This is a genomic window from Pseudomonas sp. B14(2022), from assembly GCF_012030485.1.
Taxonomy (GTDB): Bacteria; Pseudomonadota; Gammaproteobacteria; order Pseudomonadales; family Pseudomonadaceae; genus Aquipseudomonas.
Genome location: NZ_JAAUVM010000002.1, coordinates 370,310 through 384,750, shown reverse-complemented (window position 1 = coordinate 384,750; position 14,441 = coordinate 370,310). Strand labels below are relative to the sequence as shown.

The window sequence follows — 14,441 nt, the reverse complement described above, 5'->3', positions numbered from 1 at the left end:
CCAGGGGGTTTTAGGGATGTGGAGGAGGGTGATGTATGCCTTTCTTCGGTGAGAGTTCGTACGCCTGAGCGATCGACCATAATCCCAGTAGGCGATAGATATGAGCCAAAACAGGGCTAATCCGAGGTTGCCTGATGCCATCCATACGCGTTGCTGTTCTAGCTTTTAACGGCGTAAGCCTGTTCCATCTTTCTGTGCCGGGTGTGGTGCTGGGTGCGGTTCAATCCGCACCAAGTGAACCTCAATACGAGGTCAGTTACTGCGCAGAAGTACCGGGAATGGTGAATAGCGACCAAGGCATCGGGCTTGCGGTAACTCAAGGTCTGGAGCTGATGGAGGTGTCTGACGTAATCATCATTCCCGCGTGGGGCGATCAATCGGTCGCTGCATCTGCGCGACTCGTGAGCGCTTTGCAAGTCGCCAATGCCCAAGGCAAGCTCATCGTTGGCTTATGTTTAGGCGCATTTGTGCTCGGAGATGCCGGGCTACTTGATGGGAAAGAAGCAACCACTCACTGGTCGGCTCGTGATGAGTTCGCGCGACGTTTTCCTGATGTTCGCTTCAGGCCCGAGGTGCTCTATGTCAGTGCCGACAATATTATGACCTCTGCAGGAACCGTGGCGGCAATCGATTGTTGCCTGCATCTGATCCGCCAACGACTCGGTGCGGATGTGGCGAATCGCACCGCGAAGATGCTGGTGACCCCCCCACATAGGCAGGGAGGCCAGGCGCAGTACGTTGAGCGCCCTGTGCCGCAACTGTCCAGCGAGACTCATTTATCTGATGTACTGGCGTGGGCTCGAATGAACCTGAGCAATGACCTGTCGCTCGACGTGCTGGCGGACATGGCGAAAATGAGTAGACGCACGTTTACTCGGCGCTTCAGGGAAGCAACTGGCAGTACCGTCTCAAAATGGTTGAACGCAGAGCGCGTTGTCAGAGCACAAGAACTGCTGGAAACGACGGACTTACCTATCGAATGTGTTGCCGATGAGGCAGGTTTTGGAACGCCCTTATCGCTAAGGCAACAGTTCGGCATTCATCTCGGCACGTCACCTTCTGAGTATCGGCGAACGTTTTTTCGCGAAATGAATCCGGGTCGGGAGGTGAACACGAGTAAATGAGGTATCGACTGCTTATCGTTGTGAGTTAAACCGTGCACGATATTCCTTGGGGGTAATAGCGAATTTTTTTATGAAACTCCTTATGAAAGTTGACTCATTGCCCAGTCCGCAGCTTTGGGCTACTTTTTTGAGCGGGCTGTTGGATGTGGCGAGTAAATGCCGTGCGGCTTCCAGGCGGAGCAGTTCAACCGTCTTGCTGGGAGTTTTTCCAGTGTTTTCACTGTATTTGCGTGTGAATGTTCTCTCGCTCATGTTCATGAAATTCGCTAGCGCAGGAATCGACAGGTCAGCATTAAGGTTGTTGTTTATCCAAGCGTGAAGATCTGAAAACTGGCTACTTTTTGATTGCAACGTCAAGGATGAACTGAATTGATTTTGATCGCCAGGGCGCTTTAAAAATACTATCAGATGACGTGCGATTTCCAGTGCAGCAGAGTGTCCGAGGTCTTCTTCAACTATTGACAGCGCCAAGTCAATTCCAGAAGTGACACCGGCCGACGTCCATATGTTTCCATCATTAATAAATATAGGGCCGCGCCTGATCTTAATTAAGGGGAAGTTATGCTCAAGCTCATCATATGAAGACCAATGTGTAGTGGCTTCTCGATCATCTAGCTTTCCGGCAGCCGCTAGTGCGAAAACCCCCGTGCAAACTGAAACCAAGCGGGTAGCTTTGTCAGCATGGTTTACAAAATGTGAAAAAAACTTCGGATCCTTGCAAAAGTTATGTATGCCGGGCCCGCCGGGCACGATCAAGGTATGCGCTGATAGCGTTTCCGGCTGTAACGTTTCGGCACTAACTGAAAAGCTTGAAAGAATTTCATTAGTCGGGTTTAACGCATGAATAGAGATCGAATACGGTTTCTGATCAGGGGGCGAAAGATGATTAGCGGCGATAAACACATCCAGAGGGCCAGCCAAATCCAATAGGCTTACCTGAGGGTACGTAATAAATTGTATGGATTTAGCAAGCATATTCGATTATCCCTAAAGACCATTGGCTGAGATTCTGATCATTTTGGCTGAAATCGTCAATGTTTTGTCGTTTCGTATTTAGCATTTCAGTTATCTTACTTTCTTAAACTCATAGCGAGTAGCGCAAGTCAGAATGTTCAGTATTGGCTTAGGTGCAAGTGCTGCCTCAGTTGAATGTTTTTATGGGCCTTGTCGTCTTTTCTGCTCTCAGGTATGGAGTTGACGTTATGTCAGATCTTATAAAAAACGTGATGGAATTCGAAACCAGAATGAACCTTTCTCTTAAGGCTGAGATATCGGTATTGCTCAGCTTGATAGAGTACCAATCTCGTGGTTGTGCAAGATGCCAGTTGAGAAAGGCTGAGGGCTTCAATGGCTGGGTGGTCGTGTGCAATTGGTCGGATGAAGAATAAATGCGCACTCATTTTCAATCGGCGCCATCGCAAGACTTGATATGGGTTATAGCGTGCAGATCGCGCAGCATTAGATTTCAGTCATGGTTGGCGCTGTTGCCGGGGCCTATCAAGCCCCGGCAGGTGGTTTGATCAAAAATCCACGCTAACGCCTGTATACACCGCACGCCCATCACCTGGTGAGTGGAGAGAGGCTCGGGCTCCGTCCGGGTCGTACCAGGCATATTCGTAGTAACGGTTGGTGAGGTTTTTCAATTGCAGGTCAACGCTAACGGCCTCAGTCACTTGGTACGTAGCGCCGAGGTTCATCAGAACATAGCCGCCGTAAGTACCCTTGGTGTTCTCACGTTCCAGGTAATAGTTGGTCTGGCCGTTCATCCATGCCGTCAACTGCAGCGCCGGGGTAACCTTGTGGCTAACACCTGCGCTGTACAGATGATGTGGGATATGGTCGATTTCCTGGCCTTTACTGTTGGGCAGAGACGAGCTTGGCTGGAGTATTTTCGAATACTGCCAGGAGTAGGCCAGCCAGATATCTGTGCGTTCATCTGGGCGTAGGTTCAACTGCAGGTCATAACCCCAGCGCCGGGTTTCGCCGACGTTATCCGACTCGCCACTGGGGTCGTTTAGACGCCGACTGACTTCACCGCTCGCTTCTTGTTGCCAGTAGGCTACTCGGCCGTCGACCCAGTCCGCCGGTGTGAACTTAATTCCCGTTTCCCAACCTTCGTTGATGGACGGTGCAAGGTCCGTATCCCTCGGTGGAATTTTATAGGCCGCAGCACCGGTACCCACCTGGAACGTGCGCCCCCAGTTTGCGTAGATGCTGGCCACGTCCCACGGGGAATACACCACGCTGAGCTTGGGTTGTTTGATTAACCCATAGTCATTGATGTCGTAGTCTAGGCCAGTCATTTCATTGGTGAAATCGCCCTGGATCTTGTCGACGCGATACGCCGGGATGATTTTGAGCGATTCAAACGGTTTGATCTCTGCCTGGACGTAAGCACCGTAGGTGTCGAAATCAAATTGCTGGTCACGGGTTTGAGCTTGGCGTGCGCGGTCCTCGGTTCGGTAACGTTCGCTTTGGTTTTGTTGGCGCTGGATGTCTGCGCCACCTTCCAAAGCGAAGTCGTACAGCCAGCTTACTTCGGGGCGCCAAGTCAGGGAGGTGAGAGCGCCATATTGGGTTTCGTAAGCGTCACGCTCCTGTTGAGAACTGGTGCGCCAGTATTGCGTCCAGCGCCGGTCATCAAAGGTGTTGAGGTAGGTTTTTGCAGACCAAGCGAGTGTCTCGGACACTTCGGTATCGAAGTGCACGCTGACCTGGTTCATCCGCCGAGTGCCTTTGTCGGTGGCGTTATAGCTGTTGGTCATGGATGGGTGGTGGCGAGCATCCTCTTCACTGAGATAACCAGGCTCCTGCGCCTCGGTTTCATAGTGACGCGCGATCAGGCCGATGCGATAGCTGTTGTCGTCTGGGGTATAGAACCATTTTCCGGACATCGAAAATTTGTCAGCCTCGGAGTGATCGCGGTAACCGCCGGATTTTTGGTAGGCGAAGAAGTAGTTCTGCGTCCAGTTGCTGCTTTCGATGCCTGCGGCGAGCTGAGTTTCCCGCGTGTTGTAGCTGCCATAGCGAATTCGCGCCTTGCGGTAATCACCCCCTGTACGTGTGAGCATATTGACATTGCCGGCGATATTATTGAGGCCATAGCGGGCATCGCTGGTACCGCGCACCACTTCGATGCTGTCCAGTTCCATCGGAAAAATCATGTCCATAAACGGCATATTGCCGTCATTGCTGTTGCTGGGAATGCCATCGATCAACAACTTGACCGCGTTGACTTCGCCTTCACCATTAAAGCCGCGAAAGGAGATTTTGCCGGAAGTGGTGCCTTGATTGAATTCGGTGAGCATCACCCCGGGAGCCCGACTGAACAGTTCCCAGCTGTAGTTGACCGGCATGTTTTCCAGTATGTCCGCGCCAAGAATATCCACTGAGCTGAGCACGCGGCTGGTGCTCAGCGGACCACTGCCCGCGGTGTTGCCTTGCACTGTCACGGTGCCCAAGGTCAGTATCGAGTCTTCTGATTTTTTGGCTTCAGCCAACGCTGAGGACAATGGATTGAGGGCGAAAAGACTAACTGACAGTAGGGGCCATATAGAGATAGAGCGGGACATGGGTTTACGCTTTGCGCTAGGCAAAATTAGGGGAGAAGGCATGACATACATTTCCTGAAACCGAAACACTTTAAGGACGTTTAACCAGCCACCCCAGTTACGTGAGATTTTCGTTAGCTCACGTACAAGGCAACTCGCTTATTAGAATGCTTTTAGGTATTAAGAATTATTATGTTCAAGACTAAGTTAAATATAGTTCAAAAAAGTCTGCCAAGTGGATAACTATTTTGACATCCAGTTAATCACGGCTTGATAATCTTTCGCGCTGCAATCCATGCAAAGGCCTCGCGGCGGCATAGCACCAAAGCCTTCTGTCACGTGTTTCACAAGTGTGTCCATGCCTTTATCCAAGCGTGGTTTCCAGGCAGTCTGATCGCCTTTTTTCGGAGCCATGGCTAATTGGCCACTGTGGCACATCATACAACTACGCTTGAATATGGCCTCGGGTTCCTGAGCGGCTTCTACAGAGCCAAGTAGAAAAAAACAGGCAGCAGCGACAATCTTTTTCATGATTCACCTATTATTTTTTATGTTTAGGTGTTGGCGGAACTAGCCGAACTTATCCATGACACCATTTCCCAAGTAGCATAATGAGCGCGCAGTTAGGCACCAAGTGCGACAGGTTGACGCGGTCTGTAGGTAGAGGCGGGCGACCATCTTCAAATAAAAGCGTCAGGTGTGAGGGTGGTAGGCTGAACTTATCCGGGCGAGCGCATGGGCGTGTCAAACTGTCGCAGTTTCGGCGTTGGAACTCAGGGCTATAGAGTCTGGTCGTCTGCCTCTGGACGCACCACTGACCGAAAAGACGCCCCTCATGATCAGCTCGTTAGGTTTCATTCGCCTTCACCCTCTGCGACATTTCGTCTGCCTTGCCGCAGGTTTTTGCTTGCATAACGGCGCCTACGCGCAACCTGATGCAGTATCTGATCCTTCGCTTCGGTCGTTGAGCTGGACCTTGGAGCCGATCAACGTTTCCGGTACTGGTGAGAGCTATAGCGCGCCCAGTTCTGCTTCGGCCACACGGACTGAAACTCCCTTGATCGAAGTTCCGCAATCTGTGCAAGTCGTTACTCGTGCGATGCTCAGGGAGCAGGGCAGTCATTCGCTTGCCGACGCTCTGGTAAACGTCTCGGGTGTAAGGGCAACCAAGCCTCAAGAGGCGCTGTTCACGCAGCCTATCGTGCGCGGTTTTCCGGCGGAGATTTACGGGCTGCCGGCCTTCGGCGGCACTGCGGCGAGCATTGACCCGACGAGTCTCATCGGTACCGAGCGTATTGAGGTGCTTAAAGGCCTACATCTGTACTATACGGCGGGGGAATTGGTGCGCCGTTAGGTGGCTTGATCAACGTCATATCCAAACGCCCAGAGCCTGAGCCAAGCGCTTTGCTCTCGATTCGCGCCGGCAGTTTTGGCACGATAAGTCCTGCAATTGATCTGAATACACCAATCGGGGAAAAGGTCGCGGCGCGAATATCAGCCGACTATCAGGAAAACGACAGCTGGATTGACCACGTCAATGGCCACCAGTGGTCCATACAGCCGAGCATCGCGTTTCAGCTATCAGAAGAAACCGAGCTGTATTGCGCGGCCAATATGAGGATCGCAGCCAGCTCGAATTTTCCGGCCTGCCAGCCGCCCAGGCATTGAGTGGTCAGATTGATCGCAACGCGTTCCCAGGCTCGACCAGAGGGCAGCCTCAGACCACCATCGAGAATCGACCACCACCGCCGAACTCAAGCATGAGTTTAGCGACGACACGCGAATGACCGTCACCGCCCAGTATTACGAAGGCAAAATGCGCGACAACGGCGCCTTCATATTTCCTGAGCTTCTTGGGGCGAACCCTGCGACACCCACGGTGTACCCAATATTCAAGCTTTACCTGCCAACAAACATCCGGGAGAGCACGCTGGATACCAACCTGGGCTCCAGATTCGAAGCGTTGGGTGGCACCCACGAACTGTTGGTGGGCGCCAGCTATGACCGTACCGACTTCACCTCAGGTGTTTCCAATGCCGAGCTGATCGGCGAGCTTGACCTGGCCAGTCCCAGTTATGGGCTTTCTTACGGAGCGACGCCAGAAACGATTGTGACCCAGACCAACCGCTACGAGACGAAAGCCCTCTATCTTCAGGATCAGGCGGCCTATGGCGGCTTCCACCTGTTGGGGTCATTGCGTCTCACCCAGCTCAACCTTAAGCAACAAGAGCAGGGCGTTGATACCTCCTATCACCGTGTGACACCACGGCTGGGAATCACCTATGACCTGACCCAGAGCCTTGCACTCTTTGCCGCATATTCCACCGGTTTCAGGGGGGCGTTCAACTTCAACGGCCGGGAGACACCTAAGCCTGAGCTTTCTCGCAACTATGAGGCTGGCGTCAAACTGGCCTTCAAAGATCTTGGCCTAACCGGCACTCTCGCAGCGTTCGAGCAGTGACGCCGCAACGTTTCCACCCCTGATCCCGATCCTACAAACGCGATCTTGGGGTATTCAGTACAGAGCGGTGAGCAACGCGCTCGCGGTGTAGAAGCAGACCTGGTTTGGGAGCCGACTCAGGCCCTTTCATTGCTGGCCAACTACGCCTACACCCAGGCTGACGTGACAGACGACAATTCGATTCCGGTGGGTGACGGATTGCCGCGCGTGCCTTGGCACAGCGGTCGCTTTGCCGCTCGCTATCGGATACTTGATGGTGCCGCCAAGGGGCTGGGATTTGGTGCCGGCGTCACTGCGCTCAGTGCGCGTGAGCTAACCCTGCCGAATACCGTCTCTGTGCCGGGGTACGCGCTGCTTGATGCACAGGCCTCCTACGATTTCGACCGTTACACGCTCTCAGTCTCGGCGGTCAATTTGACGGGTCGCACGGTCTTCGAGACCTATCAATACCTGGGGTCTCCAGTGGAATTGCCCACCCAGCCGCGTTCAGCTTATTTGACGCTGACTGCCAGCTTTTAAGGAATTCATTATGATCGATAACCAGCGTCGTAACCTGGTCATTGGTGCGCTCCTCGCACCCTTGGCTGCCAGCATCACCATCAGAGCATCGGCTGCCGAAAAGTCCATGCATGACCACAACATGCCTGATATGGGCCCCGACATGGCCAATATGCCTTGGATGGGAGAAGAGCAAATCGCAATGCTGGTTTACCCATGCATGACGGTGATGGATCTTGTCGGGCCGCACTGCATGTTTGGTTCCCTCATGGGGGCCAGATTTACATTGTCGCTAAATCTCTGGATCCAGTAACCAGGGTTGACCGTTATACCGACCGATACTTTCGAAACCTGCCCTCGCGATTTGACTGTGTTGTTTACTCCGGGTGGCACGGATGACACCTTGGCAGCGGCTTCGGACGCCGAGACACTGGCCTTCATGGCTGATCGCGGCTCAGGTGCGAAATACGTGACCAGTGTCTGTTCTGGCTCGCTGATCCTTGGTGCGGCGGGGCTGCTAAAGGGCTTTAAGGCAACTTCGCACTGGTCGTGCCGGGATGCTCTGGCCGGGTTTGGTGCAATTCCAACCGAAGCGCGTGTTGTACGCGACCGTAACAGGATTACGGGTGCTGGGGTGACGGCGGGGCTGGATTTTGGCCTGAGCATGGTTGCTGAGCTGCGCGATCAGACCTATGCCGAGTGTGCTCAACTGATGAGCGAATATGACCCAGATCCATCGTTCAACGCGGGTTCTATGAAAACTGCTCCAGCGTATGTAAAGACTGCCATGGTCGACCTGGTTGCAGATTTCACGAAAAAAGCGGATGTACTTGCGGGCCTCACGAAGGGCTGAAGTCCACAGACTCAAAGCGCTCCATCGCATGGGCGCGCCGTCGGCGTTCATTTCACAGCAAATGTTTCGCGACGAGTCGGTACTTCAGTAAGCTTCCACGCGCAGACCAACTGGAGTTGGATTCCGGACGTAAAGGCTCAAACAATTCGTGCCAGCAATGTCGTGGCGTGCCTGATACCTTTTTCACGGAAAATACTGCCGAGGTTGAGCCCTTCGGCATGGATAAAGGTGATGTCGTGTATTCCAATAAACAACAGGATCTGACGTAGGTACGGCTCTTGGTGATCCGAACTGTCATCAGCATGAATTCCGCCTCGGGCAGTTAGGACGAAGGCGCGCTTGCCGATTAATAAACCTTGAGGGCGTTCGGGAGTGTATTTAAACGTCACGCCAGCACGGATCACATGGTCTAGCCAAGCTTTAAGCGTGCTGGGGATAGTGAAGTTATACATCGGTGAGGCTATAACTAACACGTCGGCGGCCATGAGTTCGTTGGTCAGTTCGTTGGATCGTTCCAAGCAGACCTGCTCTTTTTCGCTGCGCTGTTCGGCAGGCTTCATCCAGCCACCGATCAAGTTTGCGTCCATGTGGGGTATAGGATTGAGGGCCACGTCACGAATGATGATCTGATCTGTTGGATGGGCAGTTTGCCACTGGTTGATAAATTGTTGGGTCAGTTGACGAGATACTGATTTCTGTTGGCGGGCGCTGCTTTCGATGATTAGAACACAGGACATGATTTTTTATTCTCTATCGGCTTGAGTCGATACGGTCGAGATTAATCCCTTTCACATTCTAGAAAAGCGCAAAAAACCGCTGTTACTTATCTATAAAATCGTTTAATAGCTGTACAGGCTGAGCGGATCAAAGAGCCATTCACCTGGCGATTAGCGACCTCTAGCCCAAGAGCTCGGCAACAATGCTAGCGCGACACCACCCAGTACGGCCCCTGATGTCATCAATAGGTGCAGCGATATCGGCTCGCTCAGAATCAGTACGCCCGCCAGCGAAGCAATTATCGGAACGCTTAATTGAAGAGCCTCGCTCAACGGTGCAACGCATCGTAGGCGCGCTCGAAGAGCAGGGAATGATTCGTACTGAAGGCGCTGGAGGAATCAGTCTTGGCGCGGGTTTGTTGAGGCTTGTCGCGAATGCACCTGTCGACCGCATGACTATCGTTCGCCCTTGGCTGCGTAAGCTGGCCAAGTTCGGTTTATCGCTCAACGCCTCGAAAACACGACTGATTGAGTTCGGTCGTTTTGCTGCGAGAAATCGTAGGAAGCGAGATTTAGGTAAACCGCAGGCCTTTGACTTCCTGGGCTTCACACACTGTTGTAGTACCAACAGAAACGGTGGCTTTCAAATACTGCGACTGATGGTCAAGAAGCGAATGCGTGCGACACTGCTGGCCATTCGGGATGAGCTGAAACGTCGACGTCATGAACCCATCCGGGTTCAAGGGCGATGGCTCACTCGGGTGGTGAGCGGTTACTTCAATTACCACGTGGTGCCGGGAAACCTGATACGTCTGGGTGGTTTTCGTTCGGCGGTCTGCCGTCTATGGCGGCAAGCCCTCAAACGTCGTAGCCAGCGTAATCGGCTTCAATGGTCACGCTATGGACGCCTTGCTGACTTCTACATACCTAGACCCAGAAATGCACATCCTTACCCTGAGGATCGCTTCGCGTCACATACCCGAGGCAGGAGCCGTATGCGGTAGTTCCGCACGTACGGATCTGTGCGGGGGGCGGCAGGTAACTGCCGTCCCTACCGCGACCTACGAGCTCACACCTTTGGGCAATGAATTACGAAGTGTTTTGGAAGCAATGGCTGCCTGGGGGGATTCAGTGCCCGAAAAATCAATTGAATGTAATGAGACTTTTGGGTAGCCGCAGAGGCATGCGGGTGTGGATTGCTGGCTGACAGAGTAAGCGTAGCCCGTCAGATAGATATCCATCGGCCCGAGAAGTGTGGAATGTGTGGTGCAGTAGCGGTGAGTCGGGCGAGAACATTTAAGATGTGATCGGCGCTCAGACTTCCCGACTCAAGCACCAGTTCTACCGCTACCAGCACCGGGTCAAGAGGGCGATGGGCACGGCAGCGAGCACCTGCGTCATGATTCGATCACCGTTGCTGTGACGTCTCAGGCCCCGTTTGAGAAGCCGCAACGGATTGGGCAGATCGGCAAACGGTGCGCCATTGCGCAGTGCACCCGGCTTGCGTTCGATGAGTGGGATGTAATGCTGCCAGTCAAAACTGACCTGATCTCGATCAAAGAGGTGCTCGTGGCTGGCAATCATTGCGTCATCGGCGATGACCACGATCCGGGATGGGTAAAGACGGCTGCTGACCCACTGGCCGCCTCGTTCACAAGGCATCGAATAGCGATTTCGCGCCACGCTGATCAGGCAGGTGCTGGAGACCCGTACGGTGCGCTCGACGTAGCCATCAAAGGCCGTCGGCATCGGCATCATTTCGACCTGCTTCAGCTCCAAAACTTCCGCCACCGTAAGTCCGTTGTACTGCGGATGCAGCAGCTCGATCCAGAGCGCACGACAGCGTTGGCCGAGCCAGGCATTCAGTTCCTCGAAGGTGTGGAACATGCAGTTTTGAGTGTCAAGCCAAATGCGTCGTCGACTGTCTTGAACGTTCTTCTCGACAATGCCCTTTTCCCAGCCAGAGGCTACGTTGCAGAAATCCGGATCGAACAGGTAGTGCGCACACATCACGGAAAACCGGGCATTGACCGTGCGGCCCTTGCCTTTATTGACCTTGTAGACAGCCGTTTTCATGTTGTCGTAGATTCCGCGACGCGGCACGCCACCTAACGCTCCGAACGAGCGTGTATGTGCATCGAATAGCATCTCGTGACCCTGGCTAGGGTACGCAACCAACCAGCATGCGCGACTGGCGCACAGCTTCATGTGGGAGACCTGGATGCGTCGAAACAGGCCTCCGATCAGCAGCCCTTCTTCGCTCCAGTCCAATTGAAAAGCTCCACCGAGCGCAAACGTCAGCGGTACAAAAGCGCGTAAAGACTTGCCTTGTTCACCTCGCCACGAGCGTGCAAACGCCGTGAGCTGGCTGTAGCCGCCGTCATAACCCTCGGCCTTGATCTGCTGGAAAAGTGCTTTGGCGCTTCTGCGATTGTGCTTTGCCCGGAACGAATCGGCTTTCAGCGCCTGTTCCAGCGTCTCGCGGAAAGGGCTGAGTTTGCTGAAGGTTGCGCACCGCTGGTACGCCGGCTGAGTAGCTTCGGGCGCTCTGACCCATTTTCGGATGGTGTTTCTCGACAGCCCGGTACGCTTGGCTATCTGGTGCAGCGAGAGCTTGTCGCGGAAGTACATCCGCCGGATTTTTCCCAACATTTCCATGCTGATTCACACCCTGTGTTCTCCTGCTCGGAAAGTGAGCAGAAGCAGTTGAACACCTGGGTCAGTTTTCAGTCGGCAGAACAGCCTTTACTGGGTCAGTTTTCGGTCAGCGGCAACACACCAGATCTAGCTTGGCAACGTACAGGTCAATGACGCGAACGAGGTGATCCTCGGGGATCAACTCTTCCAACGAGACCGGGAATAGGCTGTAACCGTCCGGTCAAGTCATCTACCCAGCCCTGCAAAGCGAAGACATGGTGTGCACTTAAATTAAGTGGACACCAGTTCTAGCCCTTTTAAGCGGGTATTTCATGCAGCCAACACGCCGTTCCTATTCCAAATCCTTCAAAGCCCAGATCATTCAAGAGTGCGCCCAACCGGGCGCTTCGATTGCCAGCGTCGCGCTCGGTCATAGCCTCAACGCAAACCTCGTCCACAAATGGATTCGGCTGCAAGCGCAGAAAATCCCGGCGCCGCCACCTGCATTTATTCCGTTAGCCATGCCGCTGGCCGGGGCGAACTCCCATCCAGCATCATCGAATATCTGCGTTGAAATACAGCACCCGCGCGGCATCATCAAAGTGAACTGGCCCACTGAAAGTGCTGCCGCCTGCGCGACTTTTCTTCGAGATATTCTGCGATGATTCGCATCGACTCTATCTGGCTCGCCACCGAACCGATGGACATGCGCGCAGGCACCGAAACGGCGCTAGCCAAGGTGATCGCGGTGTTCGGTGCGGCGCAGCCGCACTGCGCTTATTTGTTCGCCAACCGCCGCGCCAATCGCATGAAAGTGCTGGTGCATGACGGCTTCGGAATATGGCTGGCGGCGCGCCGGTTAAACCAAGGCAAGTTCCACTGGCCTGGCATTCGCCATGGTTCTGAGATGGAACTGGATGCCGAGCAACTTCAAGCATTGGTGCTGGGGCTGCCATGGCAACGCGCAGGTTCTGGAGGCTCGATCATACTGCTTTAACGGCTGCCATTAGCCTATCGGTCTATCGTCGCGAAACGCCTGCTCTGGCAAAGTCCGGCGTATGACTTCTTCGCCCAATCTCGACCAACTGTCTCCCACTCAACTGCGCGTCCTCGCAGTGCAGTTGCTCTCGCAAGTCGACAATATGGGCAAGAAAATCAACCGTGATCAAACAGTCATTGAGAAACTGACCCATGAGATCGCCCAGCTCAAGCGTTTGAAGTTTGCCAAGCGCAGCGAGCAGATGAATCCTGAACAGGCCAGCCTGCTAGATGACCTGATCGATACTGATATCGCGGCGATTGAGGCCGAGCTTCAGGCGTTGCAAATAGCACCAACGGCGACCGAGGAAAAGCAAAAGCCCAAGCGCACGGCATTGCCGGCAGAATTTCCGCGAACGTTGATCCATCACGAACCGGACAACACTCACTGCCCATGCGGCTGCGCCCTCAAGCGCATCGGTGAGGACGTTAGCGAGAAGCTGGACTACACGCCCGGCGTGTTCACCGTCGAGCGCCATGTCCGTGGCAAGTGGGTCTGCGATAACTGCGAAACGCTGATCCAGGCACCGGTTCCGGCGCAGGTCATTGATAAGGGCATCCCGACTTCGGGCCTGCTCGCACAGGTCATGATCGCCAAGTTTGCTGACCATCTGCCGCTTTACCGTCAGGAATCGATCTTCGGTCGAGCGGGCCTGGCGATTCCACGTTCAACCTTGGCTCAATGGGTTGGCGTGACCGGAGTTCAGTTGCAGCCGCTGGTCGATGCGCTGCGCGAAGTAGTGCTTGGGCAACAAGTCATCCACGCAGATGAAACACCGGTGCAGATGCTCATGCCGGGAACAAAGAAAACCCATCGCTCCTATGTGTGGGCCTACGCTACCAGCCAGTTCTCGGATGTGGCAGCGGTGGTTTATGACTTCAGCTCCAGTCGCGCCGGAGAGCATGCTCGCAACTTCCTTCAGGACTGGAAGGGCAAGTTGGTCTGCGACGATTTTGGCGGCTACAAGGCCAGCTTTGAACTCGGCGTGACAGAGATCGGCTGCATGGCCCATACACGGCGCAAGTTCTTCGAACTGCACGCTACGAATAAAAGCACGCTCGCCGAGCAAGCCCTGCGCTATATCCAGTTGTTGTACGAAATCGAAAGAGAAGTCAGAGACCTGGAGCCGGATTTACGGCGCCGAATACGGCAAGAAAAAGCCGTACCGGTGATGGATAGGCTGCATGCCTGGATGATCGCGCAGCGTGATCTTGTGCCCGAAGGTTCGGCCATCAGCAGAGCACTCGATTACAGCCTTAAACGCTGGGCAGCGCTGTCGCGCTACCTCGATGACGGGGCGGTTCCCATTGATAATAATTGGGCGGAGAACCAGATCCGGCCATGGGCTCTTGGGCGCAAGAACTGGCTCTTCGCCGGGTCGCTACGCAGCGGAAAACGGGCTGCGGCGATCATGAGCTTGATCCAGTCAGCGCGGCTGAATGGCCATGATCCGTACGCCTATCTAAAGGATGTTCTCATGCGCCTGCCGACGCAGCGCGCGAGTGAGATTAACAAGCTGCTGCCGCACATGTGGGCGCCTGTTTAATCGCGCAGGGTGTCTG

Annotated in this window: 13 protein-coding genes and 2 pseudogenes; 10 read left to right on the top strand and 5 right to left on the bottom strand. The window is 54.1% G+C overall.

Annotated elements, in window-relative coordinates:
* Positions 1 to 134: 134 nt before the first annotated feature.
* A complete protein-coding gene (locus HCF10_RS05235; protein WP_029290966.1) occupies positions 135 to 1,124 on the top strand; it encodes a GlxA family transcriptional regulator in 990 nt (329 codons plus the stop codon).
* A 12-nt stretch (positions 1,125 to 1,136) separates the two neighbouring features.
* Here the strand turns inward: HCF10_RS05235 and HCF10_RS05230 are convergent, their stop codons facing one another.
* The 3 genes from HCF10_RS05230 to HCF10_RS05220 form a co-directional block, all read right to left on the bottom strand.
* Positions 1,137 to 2,099: a GlxA family transcriptional regulator gene (locus HCF10_RS05230; RefSeq protein WP_029290968.1), complete on the bottom strand. Its 963-nt coding sequence runs from the start codon at positions 2,097 to 2,099 to the stop codon at positions 1,137 to 1,139.
* Positions 2,100 to 2,644: 545 nt separating this feature from the next.
* Entirely contained in the window at positions 2,645 to 4,696 is a 2,052-nt protein-coding gene (locus tag HCF10_RS05225) for a TonB-dependent receptor (protein WP_081041711.1), read from the bottom strand.
* Positions 4,697 to 4,918: 222 nt separating this feature from the next.
* Positions 4,919 to 5,206, bottom strand: coding sequence for a c-type cytochrome (locus HCF10_RS05220; protein ID WP_159994924.1), 288 nt, complete (start codon positions 5,204 to 5,206; stop codon positions 4,919 to 4,921).
* Between the two features lie 304 nt (positions 5,207 to 5,510).
* Between HCF10_RS05220 and HCF10_RS31235 the strand changes: the two genes are divergently transcribed.
* The 5 genes and pseudogenes from HCF10_RS31235 (at position 5,511) to HCF10_RS31215 (ending at position 8,487) form a co-directional block, all read left to right on the top strand.
* Positions 5,511 to 6,029, top strand: coding sequence for a TonB-dependent receptor plug domain-containing protein (locus HCF10_RS31235; RefSeq protein WP_167654994.1), 519 nt, complete (start codon positions 5,511 to 5,513; stop codon positions 6,027 to 6,029).
* A gap of 5 nt (positions 6,030 to 6,034) precedes the next feature.
* Positions 6,035 to 6,343: a hypothetical protein gene (locus tag HCF10_RS31230; protein WP_167654993.1), complete on the top strand. Its 309-nt coding sequence runs from the start codon at positions 6,035 to 6,037 to the stop codon at positions 6,341 to 6,343.
* Positions 6,344 to 6,404: 61 nt separating this feature from the next.
* Positions 6,405 to 7,655: pseudogene (locus tag HCF10_RS31225) on the top strand (TonB-dependent siderophore receptor); the annotation flags it as partial.
* A gap of 10 nt (positions 7,656 to 7,665) precedes the next feature.
* The gene (locus tag HCF10_RS31220; protein ID WP_237234976.1) at positions 7,666 to 7,947 is read left to right on the top strand and encodes a hypothetical protein; all 282 of its coding nucleotides are present in this window, start codon (positions 7,666 to 7,668) and stop codon (positions 7,945 to 7,947) included.
* Positions 7,948 to 7,953: 6 nt separating this feature from the next.
* Positions 7,954 to 8,487, top strand: coding sequence for a DJ-1/PfpI family protein (locus HCF10_RS31215; RefSeq protein ID WP_237234977.1), 534 nt, complete (start codon positions 7,954 to 7,956; stop codon positions 8,485 to 8,487).
* Positions 8,488 to 8,624: 137 nt separating this feature from the next.
* On the opposite strand, the gene HCF10_RS05190 is transcribed toward HCF10_RS31215, so the two are convergent.
* The gene (locus HCF10_RS05190) at positions 8,625 to 9,224 is read right to left on the bottom strand and encodes an FMN-dependent NADH-azoreductase (protein WP_159994926.1); all 600 of its coding nucleotides are present in this window, start codon (positions 9,222 to 9,224) and stop codon (positions 8,625 to 8,627) included.
* A gap of 350 nt (positions 9,225 to 9,574) precedes the next feature.
* On the opposite strand from HCF10_RS05190, the gene HCF10_RS05180 reads away from it, so the two are divergent.
* Positions 9,575 to 10,207 carry an RNA-directed DNA polymerase gene (locus tag HCF10_RS05180; RefSeq protein WP_237234978.1) on the top strand — a complete coding sequence of 211 codons (633 nt, stop codon included), beginning with the start codon at positions 9,575 to 9,577 and terminating at the stop codon, positions 10,205 to 10,207.
* Positions 10,208 to 10,467: 260 nt separating this feature from the next.
* Here HCF10_RS05180 and istA read toward each other — a convergent pair.
* A pseudogene (istA, locus tag HCF10_RS05175) lies at positions 10,468 to 11,861 on the bottom strand (IS21 family transposase); the annotation flags it as partial.
* Positions 11,862 to 12,172: 311 nt separating this feature from the next.
* On the opposite strand from istA, the gene tnpA reads away from it, so the two are divergent.
* From tnpA to tnpC, 3 genes are all read left to right on the top strand, one after another.
* Complete coding sequence (gene tnpA, locus HCF10_RS05170; RefSeq protein ID WP_054096639.1) at positions 12,173 to 12,505, top strand: IS66-like element accessory protein TnpA; 333 nt, start codon at positions 12,173 to 12,175, stop codon at positions 12,503 to 12,505.
* Positions 12,502 to 12,837, top strand: a complete 336-nt coding sequence (gene tnpB, locus HCF10_RS31205) for an IS66 family insertion sequence element accessory protein TnpB (RefSeq protein ID WP_042561913.1) — start codon at positions 12,502 to 12,504, stop codon at positions 12,835 to 12,837. The genes tnpA and tnpB overlap by 4 nt, the downstream gene beginning before the upstream one ends.
* Before the next feature lie 61 nt (positions 12,838 to 12,898).
* A complete protein-coding gene (gene tnpC, locus HCF10_RS05160; protein WP_167654992.1) occupies positions 12,899 to 14,425 on the top strand; it encodes an IS66 family transposase in 1,527 nt (508 codons plus the stop codon).
* The last annotated feature ends 16 nt before the right edge of the window (positions 14,426 to 14,441 follow it).

Coding starts and splice junctions, on each gene's coding strand:
- HCF10_RS05235 (WP_029290966.1), top strand. CDS start 135: ATGCCATCCATACGCGTTGCTGTTCTAGCTTTTAACGGCGTAAGCCTG.
- HCF10_RS05230 (WP_029290968.1), bottom strand. CDS start 2,099: ATGCTTGCTAAATCCATACAATTTATTACGTACCCTCAGGTAAGCCTA.
- HCF10_RS05225 (WP_081041711.1), bottom strand. CDS start 4,696: ATGTCCCGCTCTATCTCTATATGGCCCCTACTGTCAGTTAGTCTTTTC.
- HCF10_RS05220 (WP_159994924.1), bottom strand. CDS start 5,206: ATGAAAAAGATTGTCGCTGCTGCCTGTTTTTTTCTACTTGGCTCTGTA.
- HCF10_RS31235 (WP_167654994.1), top strand. CDS start 5,511: ATGATCAGCTCGTTAGGTTTCATTCGCCTTCACCCTCTGCGACATTTC.
- HCF10_RS31220 (WP_237234976.1), top strand. CDS start 7,666: ATGATCGATAACCAGCGTCGTAACCTGGTCATTGGTGCGCTCCTCGCA.
- HCF10_RS05190 (WP_159994926.1), bottom strand. CDS start 9,224: ATGTCCTGTGTTCTAATCATCGAAAGCAGCGCCCGCCAACAGAAATCA.
- HCF10_RS05180 (WP_237234978.1), top strand. CDS start 9,575: ATGATTCGTACTGAAGGCGCTGGAGGAATCAGTCTTGGCGCGGGTTTG.
- tnpA (WP_054096639.1), top strand. CDS start 12,173: ATGCAGCCAACACGCCGTTCCTATTCCAAATCCTTCAAAGCCCAGATC.
- tnpB (WP_042561913.1), top strand. CDS start 12,502: ATGATTCGCATCGACTCTATCTGGCTCGCCACCGAACCGATGGACATG.
- tnpC (WP_167654992.1), top strand. CDS start 12,899: ATGACTTCTTCGCCCAATCTCGACCAACTGTCTCCCACTCAACTGCGC.